This window comes from Arcobacter suis CECT 7833, assembly GCF_003544815.1.
Lineage (GTDB): Bacteria > Campylobacterota > Campylobacteria > Campylobacterales > Arcobacteraceae > Aliarcobacter > Aliarcobacter suis.
This window is the reverse complement of the sequence record NZ_CP032100.1, coordinates 2,091,004-2,111,585: the sequence shown is the minus strand read 5'-3', so window position 1 is coordinate 2,111,585 and position 20,582 is coordinate 2,091,004. Positions and strand designations below refer to the sequence as shown.

Sequence of the window (20,582 nt, the reverse complement as noted above, 5' to 3'; positions counted from 1 at the left end):
GAAATAAATGAAAATTATTGAAGGTAATTTAAGATTAAAAGGTAGCGAAAAAGTTGCTATTATAAATGGAAGATTTAATCATATTATAACTGATAGATTAGTTGAAGGTGCTAAAGATGCATTTAAAAGACATGGTGGAAATGAAGATAATTTAGATTTAATATTAGTACCAGGTGCTTTTGAAATTCCTTTTGCTTTAGAAAAAGCATTATCAAGTGGAAAATATGATGCAATTTGTTGTGTTGGTGCAGTAATCAGAGGAGCAACTCCACATTTTGATTATATTTCAGCAGAGGCAACAAAAGGTATTGCAACAGTTGGAATTAAACATGGGAAACCTGTATCAAATGGTGTTTTAACAACTGATACGATAGAACAAGCAATTGAAAGAGCTGGTTCAAAAGTTGGTAATAAAGGCGCTGAAGCTATGGTTACTATTATTGAAATGTTAGATTTATACGCTGAAATGGAGAAATAATTGGCAACAAGAACACAAGCAAGAGAGTCTGTAATTGGTTTATTATATGCTTACGATTTAGGAAATGAAGGAATTGTAAAATTTGTTGATGAAATTTTAGAAGATAAAAAAATAAGAAATCAACAAAAAGAGTTTGCATTAAAACTTTTTAATGGAACAGTATCAAATTTAGAAAGTATTGATAAAGAGATTATTTCTCACTTAAACCAAAGAACTTTAGAAGATATTGGTTCTGTTGAAAAATCTATTTTAAGATTAGCAGTATATGAAATTTTATTTGAAGATTTACCAAAAGCAATTATAATAAATGAAGCTATTGAATTATCAAAAAGATTAGCAAGTGATGGTGCTCCAAAATTTGTAAATGGTTTACTTGATAAGATTGTTAAGGCTTAGTTTATGAGTAATGCAATGAAATTATGTTTATCTTTAGATTTATCTAGTGCAAAAGAAAATTTAGAATTAGTAAACCAAATAAAAGATTTTGATGTTTGGTTAAAAGTTGGCTTAAGAAGTTATGTAAGAGATGGTAAAAAGTTTTTAGAAGATTTAAAAGCTATTAATCCAAACTTCAAAATATTTTTAGATTTAAAACTTTATGATATCCCAAATACTATGGCAGATGCAGCAGAAGAAATTGTTAAATTTGGACTTGTTGATATGTTTAATGTTCATGCAAGTGCAGGAATTGAAGCTATGAAAACAGTAATGAATAGAATTAAAGATATTCCAAATAAACCTTTAGTGTTAGCTGTTACTGCTCTTACGTCTTTTGATAATGAGAGTTTTAAAGCAATTTACAATGAAGATATAAATACAAAAGCAATACAGTTTGCAAAAGATACTTATAATTCAGGTGTTGATGGAGTAGTTTGTTCTGCTTATGAGAGTTTTGATATAAAAAATAATACTTCAAAAGATTTTATCACTTTATGTCCAGGAATTCGCCCTTTTGGTGAAGATAGTGGTGATCAAAAAAGAGTTGCAGATATTCCATTTGCTAAAGAAAATTTAGTAGATTTTATTGTAGTTGGAAGACCTATCTACAAAGCAAGCAATCCCAAAGATGTAGTTGAAGAGATATTAAAGAATATTTAATTGTCTCTTCATGCTTTTAAGTATGTTTTAAGTGATATAGTATTATAATTTCCATCCTGATTTTAAGAAGTTAAAATTATGGAAAACTGCGGACAGTTGGGTGAGCTGGCTGAAACCACCTCCCTGCTAAGGAGACGTGCTGGTAACGGCACCGAGGGTTCAAATCCCTCACTGTCCGCCATTAATGGGTTATTAGCTCAGCTGGTTAGAGCACTCGGCTCATAACCGAGTGGTCGAAGGTTCGAGTCCTTCATAACCCACCACTATTTTAATTAAATAGTTTTCACTTTTTGTGATTTAGAAATGTATTTCGATGCATTTTTATGCGGGAGTAGCTCAGTTGGCTAGAGCTTCTGCCTTCCAAGCAGACTGTCGCGAGTTCGAGTCTCGTCTCCCGCTCCACTACTTAATAGAACTTGTAAGACTATTTTGTTTTTATTTTTTATCTTACTAATGCGGGAGTAGCTCAGTTGGCTAGAGCTTCTGCCTTCCAAGCAGACTGTCGCGAGTTCGAGTCTCGTCTCCCGCTCCACTATAATCTTCAGGGATTAAACGTTCTTTTATTTATATCGCGGAATAGAGCAGCTAGGTAGCTCGTCGGGCTCATAACCCGAAGGTCATAGGTTCAAATCCTATTTCCGCAACCAATTTTAAGATGTCAAGGTAGCTCAGCTGGTTAGAGCGCTGGTCTCATAAGCCGGAGGTCGAGGGTTCGAGTCCCTCTCTTGACACCATTTCGAAAGAAATACGGATGCTGGTGTAGCTCAGTTGGCTAGAGCAGCTGATTTGTAATCAGCAGGTCGGGGGTTCGACTCCCTTCACCAGCTCCATATTTAAACTTTATTTTCTTGGGGTATCGCCAAGTGGTAAGGCAACGGTTTTTGGTACCGTTATTCGAAGGTTCGAATCCTTCTACCCCATCCACAAAAACTTTTTTATTATAAAATCTAATTAATACTTGATACTGTTAATTTTTTACTAATCGCGGAATAGAGCAGCTAGGTAGCTCGTCGGGCTCATAACCCGAAGGTCACAGGTTCAAATCCTGTTTCCGCAACCAAATCTTAAATATTTAAACTAATAATAAATTCGGCACCTCTATATATTTTATTTTCATATTCAAATTCTACATTTTGTGCTTCAATTTTTCCATGCATTCCCTCATCAATAAGTTTATAAGTCATATGTAATCCAAGTCCAGTACCTTGTGACTTATGTTTTGTTGTAAAATATGGATCATATATTTTAGTAATTATATTTTGAGGAATTCCTCCTGCATTGTCTTTTATACTTATAAATATTGTATTATTTTGTAAAACTGTTGAAATAAATATTAGTGGATTTTCTTGTTTTATTTCTTCTAAGGCATCTTTTGAATTATTGAAAATATTTATTAAACATTGAATTAATTCATTTGGATAACCATTTATTTTTATATTTTTTTCTAAATTTAGAATTATATTTATACTATCTTTTTTTATTGAAGATTCAATAATATGTAAAAAATTATTTATAGTAGCAGATAAATCATATGTTTTTATTTTTCTATCACCTTTTATAAAGTTTCTAAAATCATTTATAGTTTCAGATAGATATTGAGCATTTTTATTAATTAAATCCATATTTTGAATTAATTCTTCATCAATCAATGTTCCAAACTCTTTTTGTATTTTAGTTCCCGTTGCAACTGTAGAAATCATAGATAAAGGTTGTCTCCATTGATGAGCAATATTACTCATCATTTCTCCCATTGAAGCTAATTTATCGGCTTTAAAAAGTTTTTCTTGAAAGAGTTTATTTTTTTCAACTTCATCTTTTATTTTTTCTTCAAGAGAAGAATTTAATTTATCCAACTCATCTTTTTTTTCTTTTAAAATTTGATTTGATTTTTCCAATTGATGAGTTCTTTTTAAAATCTCATTTTGAAGAAAGTTATTATTATGTTTTAATAAATATTGTCTATATAAAAAGAATACTAACAATATTATAATAAGAGATACTGATAACCATAAGTAAGTATAATCTTCAACTTTTTCATATTTGATTGATACCCATTTATTAACAATATTTTGAATATCATCTTTAGTTAGAGTTATAATTGCTTTATTTAAAATATCTCTTAAAATATCTTCTTCTTTTATTACTCCCATTCTTAAATAATTTTCATAATTTTTTGGTTGATTTATAATTTTTAGATTAAATAAGCCTTTGTCTTTTATTGTATATGCTGAAATAATCATAGATCGAACAGTTAAATCAGCTTTTTTTTCTTCTACAAATTTAAAAGCTTCATTTTCTGAATTTACAGGAATAATAATCAGATTAGGGAAATCTTTTTCAAATCTCTCATACATTGCTGTTCCTTTTGGAATAGCAATTGAAGCTTTTACTTTTGACAAATCTTCTATAGCATCACTTTCTACTCGACTTATAATCACATTAGGGTCCTGAAAGATAGGCTTAGTAAAAGTAAGCCAAGATTCCCTCTGCGGAGTTTGATTTAAAAAACTTAATATATCACACTTCTTTGCTTTGGAAAATTCAATACTCTCTTCCCATGTTTTTGTTGGAATAATCTTTATTTCTATCCCTAATTTTGAAGTAATTAATTTTATAATATCTGCTGCAATTCCCACATGTTTACCATCTTTATCTAATATTTCAAATGGCTCCCAGTCTGGGTCTACACACATGGTTATTACTTTTTTTGTTGATAAATAATCCTCCTCTTCCACACTAAAAGGTATTGTACTTTTTGCTCCTATATTATTTGTATTTATCCATTTTCTTTTTAATTCAAACTCTTCTTCTACTGTTATCTCTTTTTTTGCTTTATCTAAAATCTCTTGTAATAATTTATTCTCTTTATTTGTTGCTAATCCCATTGATAAATTAAATCTTTGGTCTTTTATCTCAAATGCTGGTTTTAAATTTATTATAAAATTGTTTTCTATAAAATAATTCGCAACTGCAAAACTATCTACAAACCCATCTACTTCTTTAAATGCTAACTTTTTAAGTCCTTCTAATGAATCTTTTACTAATAATAATCTTATCTCTGGATAATACTTTTTAAAAAGTTCTTCTTCATAAAAACCTTCTATTACAGCTATAGTTTTTCCTTTAAAATCATCTAAACTTTTTAAATTATTTACTTCTTTTCTTACAAATACACTATCCACTGCTTTTAAATAAGGTGTTGTAAAATTTAAATACTTCTCCCTATCTTCTGTCTTTGCAATATTTAACATAACATCAAGTTTATTATCTTTCATCAGTTCTAAAAAATCATTCCAATTTGGTCCTGAGATATATTCAACATTTAATCCAACTTTTAAAGCTAATAGATTCATATAATCTATTGAATAACCTGTTGCTTTTCCATTTATATTATAATTAAAAGGTGGCCAGTTTAATTCATTATGTACTTTTATAATAGAGTTTTTAATATAGTTCTTTTCTTCATTTGTTAATATAGTTTGTATTTTATTGTTTATATCAAAATAGTAGTTGTTTAATATAGTAGTAATGTCATAATCTTTATCAACTAAATCTAAATTTGTATACATATCTGCATTTAGTTTAATTAACTCAGGAGCAATTGCTCCTATTTTAAATACATTTGTTTTAAATATCTTTTCTGTTTGATTAGCTTCAAATAATAAAGACTCTTTTGTTTTTCTTTTTGAATACTTATTATAAATTAACTCAACTATCTCTTCTTTATTTTTAAAAGCATATTCCCAACCTTTATTTGTAGCTTCAACAAAGTTTTTAACCTTTTGCATATCAGAATTTATTACATCTTCACTTGTAAAAAGCTCAACATCATAAGAATAAATTCCAAAATTAGCTGGATTTAAAATATTGTACTTTACTCCTAATTTATCAAGCTCATAAGGTTGTGAAGTTATAAATACACTCATAGCATCAACTTCTCCATTTACAAACTTGTCAACCTTAAAATCATGGTTTACTAAAGTATAATCATTTGAAGTAATTCCAGCATCTTTTAATATTACCCCTAAACTTGTATGTCCCATTTCCCAATCAACAGCCATAATCTTTTTATTCTTTAAATCAGCAGGAGTTTTAATATTTGGTTTAGTAACAAGGGCAAGAGCATTTTGCTTAAAATATGAAGCAATTAAAACAACAGGTTTTTTATTGAGTTTTTCTAAAATCAAAGCAGAAGAAGATATTCCAAAAGTAGCATTTCCACTTAAGACTTCTTGAGTAATGTTAACACCTTCTTGAAACTCTCTTATTTCAAGCTCAAGACCAACATCTTTGTAATAACCTTTTTCAATAGCAGCATAAAACCCAGCAAACTCAAACTGATGCTTCCACTCAAGCCGTAAAGTTACTTTTTTTAATTCATCTGTTTGGTTTGCAAATAAAAAATTATTTATTATTAGGAATATTAAAATACTTCCCTTTATTATTCTTCTCAATTTCTCTTCTTTTTATTTAGATTATAATATAAAATTTGATTATTTTGGATTGTTTTGTGGATACTTTTTTATAATATTATTTAGATACAATAATTAAAAATTTAATCAAAAAGGAAATTTCATGAGTGATAGATTACATGAAATAATGGGACAAATAGGTATTTTACATAATCAATTATTAGAAAATAAAAAAATAAAAAATGCAAATGAAGTTTTAGAATTTATAAAAGATTATGATATGGATATACAAAAACATTATTTGAATTTATTATTACAACACTATTTTCAACAAAATGATTTAAAAAACCTAAAAGAGTTACTTTTAGTTGGTGCAAAATTTGATATTAGATTTGAAGATGTAAAAGAGGCATTTTTAAATATAAAAGATGAAATTGAAAATGTAATAGAGTTTATGCAAGATGCAGTTGTTTTTATAAAAGAAAAAATTAATGAAAATGATTTAATAGATATTTATAACTATTATAGAAATAATATTCAATTACAAGAATCATTAAATTCTAGTTTAGAAATAATAAAAAGAAATAGATATGTTTGTGTTTATTGTTTTCATAATTTGAACAAGGACTATGGAAAGTTTTTTTTAAATGAAGATTTATTAGAGTCTTTAAAAAGAGGTTTACCTTATTTATTAAAATAATGTAAATCTTATTAATTAAGATTTAATTAAGATTCTATTAATATTTGGTTAACACTTAGTTAAGCCTAAAAAAAGGAAACACATGAAAAACTTTTCAATAAAAAGTAAATTATTGATTATAGTTATAGCTACTATAATTCTTGTTGCTACAATGATAGCTCTAAAATCAATATACGAGATAAATAATTTAACGCAGCAGAATATTGAAGAGTACAAGCAGAATGCTTATAATAATGCAAATGAAGAGTTAAAAGCATTTACGAACTTTGCGAAAAATATTGCAGTACATCTTTATAATCAATCATTACCTGAAAAAGTTAAAGAAAATGCAAAAGATAATTTAAAAAATCAAACGGATTTTTTATTTACTATGCTTAATAGATTATATGAAGAACAAAAAGGAAAAGTTTCTGAAGCAGAGTTAAAAAGAATGATTTTAGACACTATTGATGCTGTTAGATATGGTGAAAATAAAGATTATTTTTTTGTTTATGATGAAAATTCAACTATATTAAAATTACCAATTAGTCCAGAAAGAGAAGGTACAAAAAATACTCAACCTTATGTTAAAGAGTTTATAGATAAAGCATTTAAAAATGGAGAAGGTTTAGTTCCTTATGAACAAATTGTAAAAGATAAACCATCAAGACAAAAAGTATCTTATGTAAAACTATTTAAACCTTTTAATTGGGTAATTGGAACAGGTGTATATATTGATAATGTAACGGAAACTTTACAAAAAAAAGCTTTAGAAGATATTTCTCAACTTAGATTTGGTAAAGATGGATATTTTTATATTTATGACTATACTGGTGTAAACATAATGCATCCTGTAAAACCTGAACTTGTAGGAAAAAATCTAATTGATTTAAAAAGTAAAATGGGTGTTTATTATATAAAAGATTTAATTGAAGTTGCTAAAAAAGGCGGAGGAATTGTAACTTTTGATTTTGAAAAACCAAATGACACTAAATTATATGAAAAAATAGGTTATGCTGTAGGTTTTGATGAATGGAAATGGATGATTGGAACAGGTGCTTATACTGATGATATTGAAAAAAATATCGAAATTATGAAAAATAATTCAGCAGAAAAAATAACTTCAACAATATTTGGAATATTACTTATTGCATTGATTGTTTCAGCTATTATAATTTTATTTGTAACATTTTTTATAAATAAAGAAATAATAGCTCCTTTAAATACTTTTGAAGTTGGTCTTTTAAATTTCTTCAAATATCTTAATAAAGAAACTAAAAATGTTGAAAAAATCTCAGTTAAATCCAACGATGAAATAGGGACAATGACTGAAATTGTCAATTCAAATATAGAAAAAACAAATAAATTAATTGAACAAGATGAAAAATTAATTAATAATGTAAAAAATGTTGTTTCAGAAATTAATAAAGGAAACTTAAAAAATAGAATAGAAGCAAAAAGTGACAATGAGAGTTTAGAAGAATTAAAAAATATTTTAAATGAAATGTTAACTTTGATTTCTGGAAAAATCAATGATGATTTAATAGTTATTGATGAAGTTTTAAATGAATATAAAAATGTTAATTTTACTGTTAGAATAAATAATCCTCATGGAGTTGTTGCAAAAGCTTTAAACTCTTTAGCTGATACAATTAATCATATGTTAGTTGAAAGTAAATCAAATGGATTGACTTTAGAAGAGAGTTCAAATATTCTTCTTTCAAATGTAGATAAATTAAATATAAGCTCAAATGAAGCAGCAGCTTCTTTAGAAGAAACAGCAGCAGCTATTGAAGAGATAACTTCTAATATAAGAAACAATACAGAAAATATTGCAAAAATGGCTACTTATTCAAATAGTGTAACGAAATCGGCTAATGATGGGGAAAAATTAGCAAATCAAACAACACAAGCAATGGATGAAATCAATGTGCAAGTTAATTCTATAAATGAAGCAATAAGTGTAATAGATCAAATAGCATTCCAAACAAATATTCTTTCTTTAAATGCAGCTGTTGAAGCAGCAACTGCTGGTGAAGCTGGACGTGGATTTGCAGTAGTTGCAGCAGAAGTAAGAAACCTAGCTTCTCGTTCAGCAGAAGCAGCTAAAGAGATAAAATCTATAGTTGAAAATGCTACTACAAAAGCAAATCAAGGTAAATTAATAGCTGGAAATATGATTAATGGATACAAAGAGTTAAATCAAAATATCACAAATACAATTAATCTGATTCAAGATATTGAGATGTCAAGTAAAGAGCAACTTTCAGGAATAGAACAAATAAATGATGCTGTAAATCAGTTAGACCAACAAACGCAAAAAAATGCAGCTGTTGCATCTCAAACTCAAGATGTAGCTGAAATAACAGATGAAATTGCAAGGTTGATTGTAAGTGATGCAAATGCAAAAGAGTTTGTAGGAAAAAATGAAGTACAAGCAAAAAAAATGAATAAAAAAAGTGAATCTTCTACGAATATAAAAACAAATTCAGTTGTACATAAGCATGTATCTGGGGAAAAGAAAAAAAGTGTTTCAGATAAATCTGATAATGCAGAGTGGGAGAATTTTTAAAATTTTATGAAGAAAGGAAGTTAAATAAAACTTCCTAATTCATCTCCTAAATATTCATCAATTTTTTTGATGAAATCTTCAAAAGATTTATTTCCAGTTTTGTTAAAAACTACAATCTCTTCGCCAAAATCATTTTGAATGAAATGTTCTTCTTTTAACACTTGTTTATATAGTTTTTGTAAATCATTTTCACTTTCATCTTTGTTGAATAAAAACCAGTTTGCAGTTGATTCTTCAATTCTTACAAGACCATAAGTTTTGTTTTCATCAATATAATCTTGAATAGTTCCTGTATCAAATCTAGCTCCAACAACTAAATCATTTTCATTTAAAATCATTTCCATATTTTGCCCTTAATATTATTGTTGGGATTATAATTAAACCAAAGTTAGCCTAAGATTAGTTTTTATAAAGTATTAGATACAATTTTGAAAATTTAAAAAGGAAATATTATAAAAAAATTTAAAAAAGTGCATATAGAAATCACAAATATTTGTAATTTAAAATGTACATTTTGTCCTCCAAAAATACTTCCAAATGGAACGATGAGTTTAGAAAAATTTGATGATTTAAATGCTCAATTAAAACCATATACAAAAGAGTTAGCTTATCATATTGTTGGTGATCCACTTGTCTTATCAAATCTAAATGAGTATTTAAATATCAGTCTAAAACATGATTTAAAAGTAAATATAACAACAACAGCAAATAATATAAATGAAAAGCATTATGAGACTTTATTAAATTCCACAATCAAACAAATCAATTTTTCAATAAACTCTTATAATGCAAATTCACATAAAAAATCCCTTGAAGAGTATCTAAATCCAATTTTAGATTTTGTAAAATTTGCTCAAAAACAAAACCATGAATATTTTATAAACTTTAGAATTTGGAATTTAGATGAAGAAAAAAGTGCAAAAGAATTTAACAAAAAAGTTTTTGATAAAATAAATGAAACTTTTGATTCAAATATAAATATAGACGAAATTTATAAAGAAAAACCAAAAAATATAAGAATCGCTAGAAAAATATTTTTTAACTTTGATGAATATTTCTCTTGGCCATCTTTGAAAAATAAGATAGTTTCAAAAACAGGTTTTTGCTATGGTTTGGATTCACATTTTGGAATTTTAGTAAATGGTGATGTGATTCCATGTTGTTTAGATCAAAATGCTTGTGTGAAGCTTGGAAATACAAATAGTACACAAATAGAAGATATATTAAATTCAAAACGTGTAAAAGATATTCAAAAAGGTTTTAAAAACAATATTTTAGTTGAAGAACTTTGTCAAAAGTGTGAATATCGAACAAGATTTGATAAATAGGAGATAAAATGAATGAAGTAGAAATTATACTAAAAAGTGTAAAAGATTTTTTTTCAAGTTCAATGCTAAAAATAGCCTTAATCCCTTTGATTACATCAATGATTATTTTATATATGTTATTTTTTGCAGCAGCAGATTTTGGAATCTCAAGTTTACAAGAAATTGCTCAAGCTTCACAAAATGGAGAAGAAATAGTTATTGATGAAAATGCTCCCTTTTATTTTGTTTGGATGACTTACTTCATAGTATTTTTATTTAAATATTCGTTTACATCTTGGATTGCTGGATTTTTACTTTATACTATTGGAACAGTGATTGTTTTGCAGGCTTCTGTTATTTTTACAATTATTATAATTGGATTTTTAACACCAATGATTTTGGGAATTTTACATAAAAAATATTATTTGCATTTACAATTAAATGGTTATGGAACTATTACTTCTTCTATTTGGGTTTTAGTAAAAAGTGCTTTTATGATGATACTTTTAATTATACTTTTAATTCCAGTTTATTTTGTACCTGTTTTAAATATTATTGCTTTTGCATTGCCTCTTTATTATTTTTTCCACAAACTCCTAAATTTTGATGTTAGTTCTACGATTTTAAGTGCTGAACAATATAAAATTATTTATGAAAAAGAGGGGAATAATTTTAGACTAAGAACTCTATTTTTATATTTTATTTCTATGATTCCTTTTGCCACACTTTTCACAGCTGTTTATTATATTATTTATTTAGGACATGCTTATTTTGTAAAACTTGATGAGTTAAATAAAATTGAAAACAACTAAATTAATAGCTCATCGAGGATTACATAAAGGAATGGAAATCCCTGAAAATTCAATGTTAGCTTTTCAAAAAGCAGTTGAAAAAGGTTATGGAATTGAACTTGATATTACTATTTCAAAAGATAACCAAATAGTTGTTTTTCATGATGAAACTTTAAATAGATTATGTAATATAAATGGAAATATTGAAGAGTTTGATTATGCTTTTTTGAAAAAGTTAAAACTTTATGAAACCGATGAATATATTCCATTATTTGATGAAGTTTTAGCTTTGATTGATGGAAAAATACCTTTAATTATTGAAATTAAAAAACATAAAAATGTTGGAATTTTGGAAGATATTTTATGTGATTTATTGAATAATTATAAGGGAGAATATTTTATTTGTTCCTTTGAAAAAGAGATTTTAACTTGGTTTAAAAAAAATAAATCAAGTTTAAAAAGAGGATTAATATTTGAAGTTAATCCAAAAAAATTTCAAAAATATAATAAAACTCTTTTTTTGTATAAATATTTTAAAACAAAACCAGATTTTATTTCATTAGATTATAAATTATTAGATAGTTCAATTTATAGTTTTTGTGTAAAAAATAATTTACCAATTATCTCTTGGACGATTAATTCAAAAGAAAAGTATAAAAAAGTAAATAAAAAAGTTGATAGTGTAATTTTTGAATTTTAACAATTTATTTTAAATATTTAATACTGTATAAAAAATAATAAGTATATAAAAAATATACAAAAATTGAAATTTCAAAACTAAATAGTGTAGTATAATTTTAGTGTATAAGAATTCGGTATTTTAGGTATTTAACCATATTTTAAACAATTTTGTAGTAAATTATCGGACTTTACAAGGGATATAAAAGATTAATATAAAGGAAAATGATGGGGTGCAACTTAGACTTACTAACTTCTTTTAAAGATAATTGCGGGTTTGGTTTAGTAGCTGATATGAAAAACCGACCAAGTCATAAAAATTTAGAAGATGCAATAACTTCACTCGAAAGAATGATGCACAGAGGTGCAGTAGCAGCAGATGGTAAAACAGGAGATGGTTCAGGTTTATTATTATCAATGCCAGACTCTTTTATGCGAAAAATAGCTTTAGAAAAAGGTATTGATTTACCAGAAATATATGCTGTTGCTATGATTTTTACAAGAGATTTAAAAAATATAGATGTTTTCACAGAATTCTGTGGAATAAATGATTTAAAAGTAGTACTTACAAGAACAGTTCCTGTTGATACAAACGCATTAGGACAACAAGCTTTAGAAAGTTTACCACAAATTATACAGGTATTTGTTGTTCCAAATACACTAATGTCATCAAAAAGATTTGATGCAATGCTTTATTTAACAAGAAAAGAATGTGAACACAAATTAATAGATGATAAAGATTTTTATATTCCAACATTTTCGTCAAAAGTTATAGCCTATAAAGGGCTGATTATGCCTACGCATATTAAAAATTTTTATATAGATTTAAGAGATGAAGATTTTAAAATATCGTTTTCTTTATTTCACCAAAGATTTTCAACAAATACTTTACCTTTATGGAGATTAGCACAACCATTTAGAGCAATAGCTCATAATGGTGAAATTAACTCTGTTGAAGCAAATAGATTTAATGTAGAAGTAAAATCAGAACAATTAAAATCAGAAATTTTTTCTGAAGCAGAGATGAAAAGATTATTACCAATTTTACAAAATATTGGTTCAGATTCTACTTCTTTAGACAATATGTTTGAATTTTTATTAGCAAATGGTGTTGACTTTTTTAAAGCTGCAAGATCTTTAATTCCTGCACCTTGGCAAAATGCTCCACATATGGATTCTAATTTAAGAGCATTTTATGAATACACTGCAACTGCAATGGAAGCATGGGATGGACCAGCTGCTGTTTCTTTAACAGATGGAAGACATATTGGATGTTTAATTGACAGAAATGGATTAAGACCTTCTAAATATGTTATTACAAAAGATGATAAATTATATATTACATCTGAGTATGGAACACTAGAAATCGAAGATGATAATATTTTAGAAAGAGGAAGATTACAATCAGGACAAATGATTGCACTTGACCTTAAACATGGGAAAATATTAAAAGAAGAAGATATTAATAATTATTTAAAATCATCTCAACACTATTCAAAATGGTTAAATGATGATATGGATTATATTCAAGAATATATTGAAGATACTTTTTTAAATGTAAAAGATTATAAATTAGAAAACTTAGAAAAAAAACAAAAATTCTTTAATATCACATATGAAGTATTAGATCAAGTTATTGAGCCAATGGCAAAAGAAGGAAAAGAACCGGTTGGTTCTATGGGCGATGATACTCCATTAGCATGTTTTTCACAAGTTAGCAGAAACTTTACAGATTTATTTAGACAAAAATTTGCACAAGTTACAAATCCACCGATTGATCCTTATAGAGAAAAAGTGGTTATGTCTTTGGAAACAGGGTTTGGTCAAGTACACAATGTATTAGATGAAAAACCTGAATATGCAAGAAGATTAAAAGTAACAAGTCCTATTTTAATGAAAGAGAAATATGATGTTTTATACTCTTTTGGAGATGAAAAATCACCAAGATATGATGCATATTATAAAAATAGAGTATTTGCTACAACATTTAAATCAGATTTAAAAGCATCTTTAGAAAAACTTGCTTCTTATGTGGTAAAAGCTGTAAAAAAAGATAAAGTTTCAGTTGTTATTTTAGATGATAGAACTCTTAATGAAAATGAAAAAGTAATTCCAGCTGCAATGGCTGTTGGTTATATTAATCAAAAATTATTAAAAGAAGAAATTAGACATAGTGTTTCAATTGTTGTAATTACAGGTGAAGTTTATGATCCACATATGGCAGCTGTTTTAGTTGCATTCGGATGTACAGCTATTTATCCATATATGATGTACTCATCAACAGTTTCATTTTTCCAAAGAGAAAAACCAACTAAATATGAAATGCAAAAATATTTAAAAAATACTCAAAAATCAGTAAATGCTGGATTATTAAAAATCATGTCAAAAATGGGTATTTGTACAATTGCATCATATAGAAATTCAGGCTTATTTGATATTATTGGTTTAAGCGATGAAATTGTTAATGACTGTTTTACTGGAGCGCATAGTGATTTAGCTGGTTTAGATTATAGTGATATTGAAGAAAAAATTAATAAATCTCACCATAATGCATTTAAAGAAGAAAATACAATTTTCCCTTTAGATTTAGGTGGATTTTATAAATATAGTAATGGTGGTGAATACCATGATTATGGTCCAGCTACAACAAAAGCAATGCATAATAAAAATGCAACAAAAAAAGAAGATTTAACTGATTTTGATGGGTTAAGAGAATTAGTAAAAAACAGAGATAAAAAATTCATTAGAGATTTCTTTGAATTTAATTCAGATAGAAAACCTATTGATGTTAGTGAAGTTGAATCTAAAGAGATTATTTTCAAAAGATTTGCATCTGCTGCTATGTCACTTGGATCTATTTCTCCTGAAGCTCATGAAGCAATGGCAATAGCAATGAACACTATTGGTGGTATGAGTAACTCTGGTGAAGGTGGTGAAGACTCAAAAAGATTTGGAACTATCAGAAACTCTAAAATTAAACAAGTTGCTTCTGGAAGATTTGGGGTTACTCCTGCATATTTAAGAAGTGCAGAAGAGTTACAAATTAAAGTAGCTCAAGGTGCAAAACCAGGTGAAGGTGGTCAATTACCAGGTCATAAGGTAACTCCTTTAATTGCAACACTAAGACATACAGTTCCAGGTGTTACATTAATTTCACCACCACCACACCATGATATTTATTCTATTGAAGATTTAGCTCAGTTAATTTTTGATTTAAAACAAATTAATCCATTAGCTAAAATTACAGTAAAACTTGTATCTTCAATTGGTGTTGGAACAATTGCAGCTGGAGTTGCTAAAGCTTATGCTGATAAAATTGTTATTTCAGGTGGAGATGGAGGAACAGGAGCTGCTCCTTTAACTTCAATCAAACATGCTGGAAATCCTTGGGAAATGGGGCTTTCTGAAGCTCATAATGCTTTAAAAGCAAATAAACTAAGAGAATTTGTTCATGTACAAACAGATGGTGGATTAAAAACTGGTCTTGATGTTGTTAAAGCAGCAATGCTTGGAGCTGAATCTTATGCATTTGGAACAGCTTCTTTAACATTACTTGGGTGTAAAATTTTAAGAATTTGTCATACAAATAAATGTTCAGTTGGAGTTGCAACTCAAGATGAAACATTAAGAGATCACTTTACTGGAACGGTTGAAAGATTAATCTCTTATTTTACATTTATAGCTGAAGATGTTAGAAATATTCTTGCAAGTTTAGGTTATAAAACAATTGAAGAAATTGTAGGAAGATCTGATTTACTAAAAGTTATTGATGATAAATTTGCACAAAAATTCGATTTCCAAAATATTTTAAGAAGAATTGATGGAATTGATACTTGTCAAAAAGAGACAAATGCTCCTTTTGATGATAATAAATTTGAAAAAGAGTTATTAAAAAAAGTTCACAGAACTATAGAAAATCCAAACTCTCCAATAAAAATAAGTTCAGAAATTTCTAACTTAAATAGATCTTTTGGTGCATTAATTTCAGGAGAAATAGCAAGATTTTATGGAGATAAAGGTTTACCAGAAAATTCTATTTCTATCAACTTAAATGGAATTGCTGGGCAATCTTTTGGAGCATTTTTATCAAAAGGTATGAATTTACATTTAGATGGAGCTGCAAATGACTATGTTGGAAAAGGTATGAATGGTGGTAAAATCATTATAAATCCAGCTCATCAAGGAAAAGATTTCGCAGGTGCTGGAAATACATGTTTATATGGAGCTACTGGCGGAAAACTGTATATTAGAGCAAATGTTGGTGAAAGATTTGCTGTAAGAAACTCTGGTGCAATCGCAGTTGTAGAAGGTACAGGAGATAATCCTTGCGAATATATGACAGGTGGAATAGTTGTTATTTTAGGAAATACTGGAATTAATTTTGGTGCAGGTATGACAGGTGGATTAGCATTTGTATATGACCCTGAAAAAACTTTTGTTGATAAAATGAATCAAGAATTAATCGAACCAGTAAGAGTTGATACAGATGATACTGAAAGAGAAAGATTATATTTAAAAAGATTATTATTAGACTATTTACATGAAACGCAAAGTGAAATGGCTGAAGATATCTTACAAAACTTTAGAGCAGAAATTAGAAATTTCTGGATGATAAAACCTAAAAATATGACAGTGTTGCCACTGGATCCGGACAAGGGAGATTAGAGATATGTTAAACTTTACAAAATTTGAAAGAATTAATCCTGAAAAAAGAGATGTACTTCAAAGATTAAAAGATTTTAATGAGGTATATCAAGTATTTGGAAAACAAAGAGCAGTTGAACAATCTGATAGATGTATGCAATGTGGTGATCCATATTGTCATACAGGATGTCCTTTAGGAAATTATATTCCTGCATGGTTAAAACAAACTGCAACTAAAAACCCAGATATGGCTTTTGCATTATCAAACCAAACTTCTCCTTTCCCTGAAATTTTAGGAAGAATTTGTCCTCAAGATGTTTTATGTGAAGGTGCATGTTCATTAAATACAGGTCATGGTGCAATTTCTATTGGAGCGATTGAAACTTTTATTTCAGAAGATGCTTTTGAAAAAGGAATGAAACCTAAGTTTAGTGACCATAAAAATGATAAAAGAGTTGCAATTATTGGTTCTGGACCTGCTGGAATTTCGGCAGCAACATTCCTTTTAAGAAAAGGTTTTAATGTTGAAATGTTTGAAAGAGCAGATCGTGCTGGTGGACTTTTAATGTATGGAATTCCAGGATTTAAATTAGATAAAACTACTGTTGATAGAAGAATTAACTGGTTATTAGAAGCTGGAATGAAATTACATACAAATTGTGAGATAGGAAAAGATAAATCTATTTCTGAACTTGAAAAAGAGTTTGATGCAATATTTTTAGGTATAGGAGCAACTACTAGCAATACAGTAAAAATCCAAGGTGAAAAATCATCAAATGTTCACTTTGCTATTGATTTTTTAACAGGAATTCAAAAAAGAAATCTTGGAAATAAAAATGTTAATTACATTGATGTAAAAGATAAAAAAGTAGTTGTAATTGGTGGTGGAGATACTGCTATGGACTGCGTGAGAACTTCAGTTAGAGAAGGTGCTGAAAGTGTTAAATGTCTTTATAGAAGAGATGAAAAAAACATGCCAGGATCTAAAAAAGAAGTTGTAAATGCAAAAGAAGAAGGTGTTGAATTTGTATTTAATGTAAGTCCAAAATCAATAAAAGTTGAAAAAGATTTAGCAGTTGCTGTTGAATTACTTGAAACTTCTATGAGTGAAGCAGATGTTAGTGGAAGACAGAAAGTTGTATTAGTTGAAGGAAGTGAATATTTAGAAGAAGCTGATGTAATTATTTTAGCATTAGGTTTCTCTCCTGAAGTTCCAGCATTTTTAAAAGAATTAAATGTTGAAACAAATTCATGGGGAGGAATTGTAATTGATTCTTCATACAAAACTTCAAATAAAAAAGTATATGCGGGTGGAGATTGCCAAAGAGGCGCTCACTTAGCTGTTACTGCTGCTGTTGATGGAAGAGAAGCTGCTAAAGCTATCATAAAAGAGTTATTATAATAAATGAATAATCTTACAGCCTCGTATAAAAAAAGTTTTATAGAGGCTGTAATACTTGCAAATAAAGAACTATATACTTACATAAATAAAAATCTATCTTTAAATGATTATGAATACACAAATATCACTGGTTTTGGTGGAGATAATTCTTTAAAAATAGATTTAATTGCTGAAAATATTTTTATAAAACATTTAGAAAAATTTGGGAATATTTATTCAGAAGAATGTGGATTATTAAATACAAAGAAAGAATTTACAATTGTTATTGATCCCTTGGATGGAAGTAATAATTTTTATTCAAAATTACCTTATTATGGTACTTCAATTGCTTTACAGAAAAATGGAATAACACTAGCTGGTTTTGTCACAAATTTAATATCTGCAATTATAAAATACAGAGCATTCGATGATGAAATAAAGCACTTATCACTTATTAAAAATGAAAATTTTATTCCTATTAGTACAAATAAAACTAAGATTTCAGTTTTTGAAAGAGCTTATGAATATCCAGAAATTTGTCATAAATTATCAAAAAATAACATAAAATTTAGATCTTTAGGTGCAGTTGCTTTGTCTTTAGGTGATGCAGATAATTATGATTTTGTATTGTATTGTGGAAAAATACGAGAGTTTGATATTGCGGCTTCTTTATATATTTGTCAAGATTTATATATTTATAAAACAGATAAATCCCTTCTCATCTCAAAAAATAAGCAAAAGTTTGATTTAATTAAAGAATTTATTAAAGAAGTTTAGGTTATAACTCCACCATAAATAAATTATACTAGGGAAAAATTATATGTCTTTAATTATTACTGATGAATGTATTGCATGTGATGCATGTAGAGAAGAGTGTCCAAATTATGCTATCGAAGAAGGTGATCCAATTTATGTGATCGATTCTGATAGATGTACTGAGTGTGTAGGGCATTATGAAGAACCTTCATGTATTGAAGTTTGTCCAGTTGACTGTATTATAATTGATCCAGATAATCAAGAAACAATGGAAGAGTTAAAGTTTAAGTATGAACAATTAATGGAAGAAGAAAATTAATGTCTAAAGTAACAACTATTATCGACATTGGGTCTAACTCAATGCGTATGGTTGTATTACAAAAAAGTAGTAGGTTTGCATTTAATTTAATAAATGAAACAAAAAGTAGGGTGAAAATATCTGAAGGCTGCTATGAAAATGATGGAAATTTGCAAGAGATTCCTATGCAAAGAGCGTATGAGTCTTTAAAATCTTTTTTAAATATATCTAATGCTTTAAAATCAAGAAAAATTATCTGTGTTGCAACATCAGCACTTAGAGATGCTCCTAATTCAAATATTTTTATATCTAAAATTAGAAAAGATTTAGGATTAAATATAAAAGTTATTGATGGTGAAAAAGAGGCTTATTATGGTGGTGTTGCAGCTTTAAATTTACTTCACGATGATACTTTTGTAACTGTTGATATTGGTGGTGGTTCAACTGAATTTTGTTTTGTAAATAAGGGAAAAGTAGAAAAATCAATATCTTTAAATATTGGAACAGTTAGAATAAAAGAACTTTATTTTAATAAAAATGATATTGATGGTGCTAAAAAATATATTTTAGATAATTTAAAAAAAATTTTAGATTTAGAGATAACAATTCCTAAAAAAGTTGTGGGAATTGGTGGAAGTATAAGAGCTTTATCAAAAATTGTAATGGCAAAAAATCAATATCCTTTAGATATTTTACATGGATATATGTATAAAGTTGAAAGTGAAATTAGTTTATTTGATAGAATATCAAGAGCTAAAAACAATGAAGATTTAAAATCTTTTGGTGTAAAAAAAGATAGATTTGATACGATAAAAGAGGGTGCATTTATTTTTAAAACTATTTTAGAAGAGTTAAAAATAGATGAAGTTGTTACTTCAGGAGTTGGAGTAAGAGAAGGTGCTTATTTAACTGATTTATTAAGAAACTCAAATCATAAATTTCCAGAAAATTTTAATATAAGTGTTAGAAGTTTACTTGATAGATTTCAAATAGATGAAAAACAAAGTGCTTATTTAGGAAATAATGCTAAAAAAATATTTGATGTTTTAAAACCAATGCATAATTTAGATAATAAGTTTAGAAGTTTATTAGTAATCTCTTCAAAACTTCATTCTATTGGTTCAACACTAAATTTTTACAAATCAAATGATAATGCTTTTGATTTTATTTTAAATGGCTTAAATTATGATTTTTTACATACTTCACGAGTTGTTGTAGCTCATACGATTAAATTCTCAAAAAAGGCACTTCCTACGAGAAATGATATTTTAAAATATGAAGATTTATTACCATCTTTAGGAGTTATGCAATGGATGTCTTTTATGATTTCTTTAAATATTGCGATAAATCAAGATTTATCAAGACCAAAAGTTGAGTATGTATTAAACGATGATACTTTACAAATAACATTATTAAATAAATCATTTTTGATTGAATCAAATATTGAAAAATTAGAAAGTCCAGAAGATTTAAATATAAAGATATGAT

General features: G+C 27.4%; 15 protein-coding genes and 9 tRNA genes. 22 read left to right on the top strand and 2 right to left on the bottom strand.

The window, feature by feature from the left end; all coding sequences use genetic code 11:
• Nucleotides 1-7: 7 nt before the first annotated feature.
• From ribH to ASUIS_RS10820, 12 genes are all read left to right on the top strand, one after another.
• Nucleotides 8-478 (top strand): 6,7-dimethyl-8-ribityllumazine synthase, encoded by a 471-nt coding sequence (gene ribH / locus ASUIS_RS10875; protein ID WP_118887131.1) that lies wholly within the window; start codon nt 8-10, stop codon nt 476-478.
• Nucleotides 479-874, top strand: a complete 396-nt coding sequence (gene nusB, locus ASUIS_RS10870; RefSeq protein WP_118887130.1) for a transcription antitermination factor NusB — start codon at nt 479-481, stop codon at nt 872-874. It begins immediately after the preceding gene.
• Between the two features lie 3 nt (nt 875-877).
• Nucleotides 878-1,576: an orotidine-5'-phosphate decarboxylase gene (gene pyrF / locus ASUIS_RS10865; protein ID WP_118887129.1), complete on the top strand. Its 699-nt coding sequence runs from the start codon at nt 878-880 to the stop codon at nt 1,574-1,576.
• Between the two features lie 90 nt (nt 1,577-1,666).
• Nucleotides 1,667-1,757: transfer RNA gene (locus tag ASUIS_RS10860), tRNA-Ser, on the top strand.
• Between the two features lie 5 nt (nt 1,758-1,762).
• Nucleotides 1,763-1,839 (top strand) — tRNA-Ile (locus ASUIS_RS10855).
• A 62-nt stretch (nt 1,840-1,901) separates the two neighbouring features.
• Nucleotides 1,902-1,978, top strand: a tRNA-Gly gene (locus tag ASUIS_RS10850).
• 53 nt (nt 1,979-2,031) lie between these two features.
• Nucleotides 2,032-2,108 (top strand) — tRNA-Gly (locus ASUIS_RS10845).
• A 38-nt stretch (nt 2,109-2,146) separates the two neighbouring features.
• Nucleotides 2,147-2,223 (top strand) — tRNA-Met (locus tag ASUIS_RS10840).
• A gap of 10 nt (nt 2,224-2,233) precedes the next feature.
• Nucleotides 2,234-2,310 (top strand) — tRNA-Met (locus tag ASUIS_RS10835).
• Between the two features lie 19 nt (nt 2,311-2,329).
• Nucleotides 2,330-2,406 (top strand) — tRNA-Thr (locus ASUIS_RS10830).
• Nucleotides 2,407-2,425: 19 nt separating this feature from the next.
• Nucleotides 2,426-2,500: transfer RNA gene (locus ASUIS_RS10825), tRNA-Gln, on the top strand.
• A gap of 59 nt (nt 2,501-2,559) precedes the next feature.
• Nucleotides 2,560-2,636, top strand: a tRNA-Met gene (locus ASUIS_RS10820).
• A gap of 4 nt (nt 2,637-2,640) precedes the next feature.
• On the opposite strand, the gene ASUIS_RS10815 is transcribed toward ASUIS_RS10820, so the two are convergent.
• Nucleotides 2,641-6,030: an ABC transporter substrate-binding protein gene (locus ASUIS_RS10815; protein WP_118887128.1), complete on the bottom strand. Its 3,390-nt coding sequence runs from the start codon at nt 6,028-6,030 to the stop codon at nt 2,641-2,643.
• 121 nt (nt 6,031-6,151) lie between these two features.
• Between ASUIS_RS10815 and ASUIS_RS10810 the strand changes: the two genes are divergently transcribed.
• Nucleotides 6,152-6,688, top strand: coding sequence for a hypothetical protein (locus tag ASUIS_RS10810; RefSeq protein WP_118887127.1), 537 nt, complete (start codon nt 6,152-6,154; stop codon nt 6,686-6,688).
• Nucleotides 6,689-6,770: 82 nt separating this feature from the next.
• Nucleotides 6,771-9,239: a methyl-accepting chemotaxis protein gene (locus tag ASUIS_RS10805; protein ID WP_118887126.1), complete on the top strand. Its 2,469-nt coding sequence runs from the start codon at nt 6,771-6,773 to the stop codon at nt 9,237-9,239.
• Nucleotides 9,240-9,259: 20 nt separating this feature from the next.
• On the opposite strand, the gene ASUIS_RS10800 is transcribed toward ASUIS_RS10805, so the two are convergent.
• Nucleotides 9,260-9,583 carry a hypothetical protein gene (locus ASUIS_RS10800; protein ID WP_118887125.1) on the bottom strand — a complete coding sequence of 108 codons (324 nt, stop codon included), beginning with the start codon at nt 9,581-9,583 and terminating at the stop codon, nt 9,260-9,262.
• A gap of 126 nt (nt 9,584-9,709) precedes the next feature.
• Here ASUIS_RS10800 and ASUIS_RS10795 point away from each other — a divergent pair, with 126 nt between their 5' ends.
• The 8 genes from ASUIS_RS10795 to ASUIS_RS10760 all read left to right on the top strand — a co-directional run bounded on the left by ASUIS_RS10795 (nt 9,710) and on the right by ASUIS_RS10760 (nt 20,581).
• Nucleotides 9,710-10,567 (top strand): radical SAM/SPASM domain-containing protein, encoded by an 858-nt coding sequence (locus ASUIS_RS10795; protein WP_226799907.1) that lies wholly within the window; start codon nt 9,710-9,712, stop codon nt 10,565-10,567.
• Between the two features lie 8 nt (nt 10,568-10,575).
• Nucleotides 10,576-11,358, top strand: coding sequence for an EI24 domain-containing protein (locus ASUIS_RS10790; protein ID WP_118887123.1), 783 nt, complete (start codon nt 10,576-10,578; stop codon nt 11,356-11,358).
• The gene (locus tag ASUIS_RS10785; protein WP_118887122.1) at nt 11,345-12,037 is read left to right on the top strand and encodes a glycerophosphodiester phosphodiesterase family protein; all 693 of its coding nucleotides are present in this window, start codon (nt 11,345-11,347) and stop codon (nt 12,035-12,037) included. Before ASUIS_RS10790 ends, ASUIS_RS10785 begins: the two co-directional genes overlap by 14 nt.
• Before the next feature lie 206 nt (nt 12,038-12,243).
• Nucleotides 12,244-16,680 carry a glutamate synthase large subunit gene (gene gltB, locus ASUIS_RS10780; RefSeq protein WP_118887121.1) on the top strand — a complete coding sequence of 1,479 codons (4,437 nt, stop codon included), beginning with the start codon at nt 12,244-12,246 and terminating at the stop codon, nt 16,678-16,680.
• Nucleotides 16,681-16,684: 4 nt separating this feature from the next.
• Nucleotides 16,685-18,061: a glutamate synthase subunit beta gene (locus ASUIS_RS10775; RefSeq protein WP_118887120.1), complete on the top strand. Its 1,377-nt coding sequence runs from the start codon at nt 16,685-16,687 to the stop codon at nt 18,059-18,061.
• A 3-nt stretch (nt 18,062-18,064) separates the two neighbouring features.
• Complete coding sequence (locus ASUIS_RS10770) at nt 18,065-18,817, top strand: inositol monophosphatase family protein (RefSeq protein ID WP_118887119.1); 753 nt, start codon at nt 18,065-18,067, stop codon at nt 18,815-18,817.
• A 43-nt stretch (nt 18,818-18,860) separates the two neighbouring features.
• A complete protein-coding gene (locus tag ASUIS_RS10765) occupies nt 18,861-19,115 on the top strand; it encodes a YfhL family 4Fe-4S dicluster ferredoxin (RefSeq protein ID WP_118887118.1) in 255 nt (84 codons plus the stop codon).
• Nucleotides 19,115-20,581 (top strand): Ppx/GppA phosphatase family protein, encoded by a 1,467-nt coding sequence (locus ASUIS_RS10760; protein WP_118887117.1) that lies wholly within the window; start codon nt 19,115-19,117, stop codon nt 20,579-20,581. Before ASUIS_RS10765 ends, ASUIS_RS10760 begins: the two co-directional genes overlap by 1 nt.
• Nucleotide 20,582 lies beyond the last annotated feature (1 nt).

Excerpts from the sequence above, each read along its gene's own strand:
- ribH (WP_118887131.1), top strand. The coding sequence starts at position 8 with ATGAAAATTATTGAAGGTAATTTAAGATTAAAAGGTAGCGAAAAAGTT.
- pyrF (WP_118887129.1), top strand. The coding sequence starts at position 878 with ATGAGTAATGCAATGAAATTATGTTTATCTTTAGATTTATCTAGTGCA.
- ASUIS_RS10810 (WP_118887127.1), top strand. The coding sequence starts at position 6,152 with ATGAGTGATAGATTACATGAAATAATGGGACAAATAGGTATTTTACAT.
- ASUIS_RS10805 (WP_118887126.1), top strand. The coding sequence starts at position 6,771 with ATGAAAAACTTTTCAATAAAAAGTAAATTATTGATTATAGTTATAGCT.
- ASUIS_RS10800 (WP_118887125.1), bottom strand. The coding sequence starts at position 9,583 with ATGGAAATGATTTTAAATGAAAATGATTTAGTTGTTGGAGCTAGATTT.
- ASUIS_RS10790 (WP_118887123.1), top strand. The coding sequence starts at position 10,576 with ATGAATGAAGTAGAAATTATACTAAAAAGTGTAAAAGATTTTTTTTCA.
- gltB (WP_118887121.1), top strand. The coding sequence starts at position 12,244 with ATGGGGTGCAACTTAGACTTACTAACTTCTTTTAAAGATAATTGCGGG.
- ASUIS_RS10775 (WP_118887120.1), top strand. The coding sequence starts at position 16,685 with ATGTTAAACTTTACAAAATTTGAAAGAATTAATCCTGAAAAAAGAGAT.
- ASUIS_RS10770 (WP_118887119.1), top strand. The coding sequence starts at position 18,065 with ATGAATAATCTTACAGCCTCGTATAAAAAAAGTTTTATAGAGGCTGTA.
- ASUIS_RS10765 (WP_118887118.1), top strand. The coding sequence starts at position 18,861 with ATGTCTTTAATTATTACTGATGAATGTATTGCATGTGATGCATGTAGA.
- ASUIS_RS10760 (WP_118887117.1), top strand. The coding sequence starts at position 19,115 with ATGTCTAAAGTAACAACTATTATCGACATTGGGTCTAACTCAATGCGT.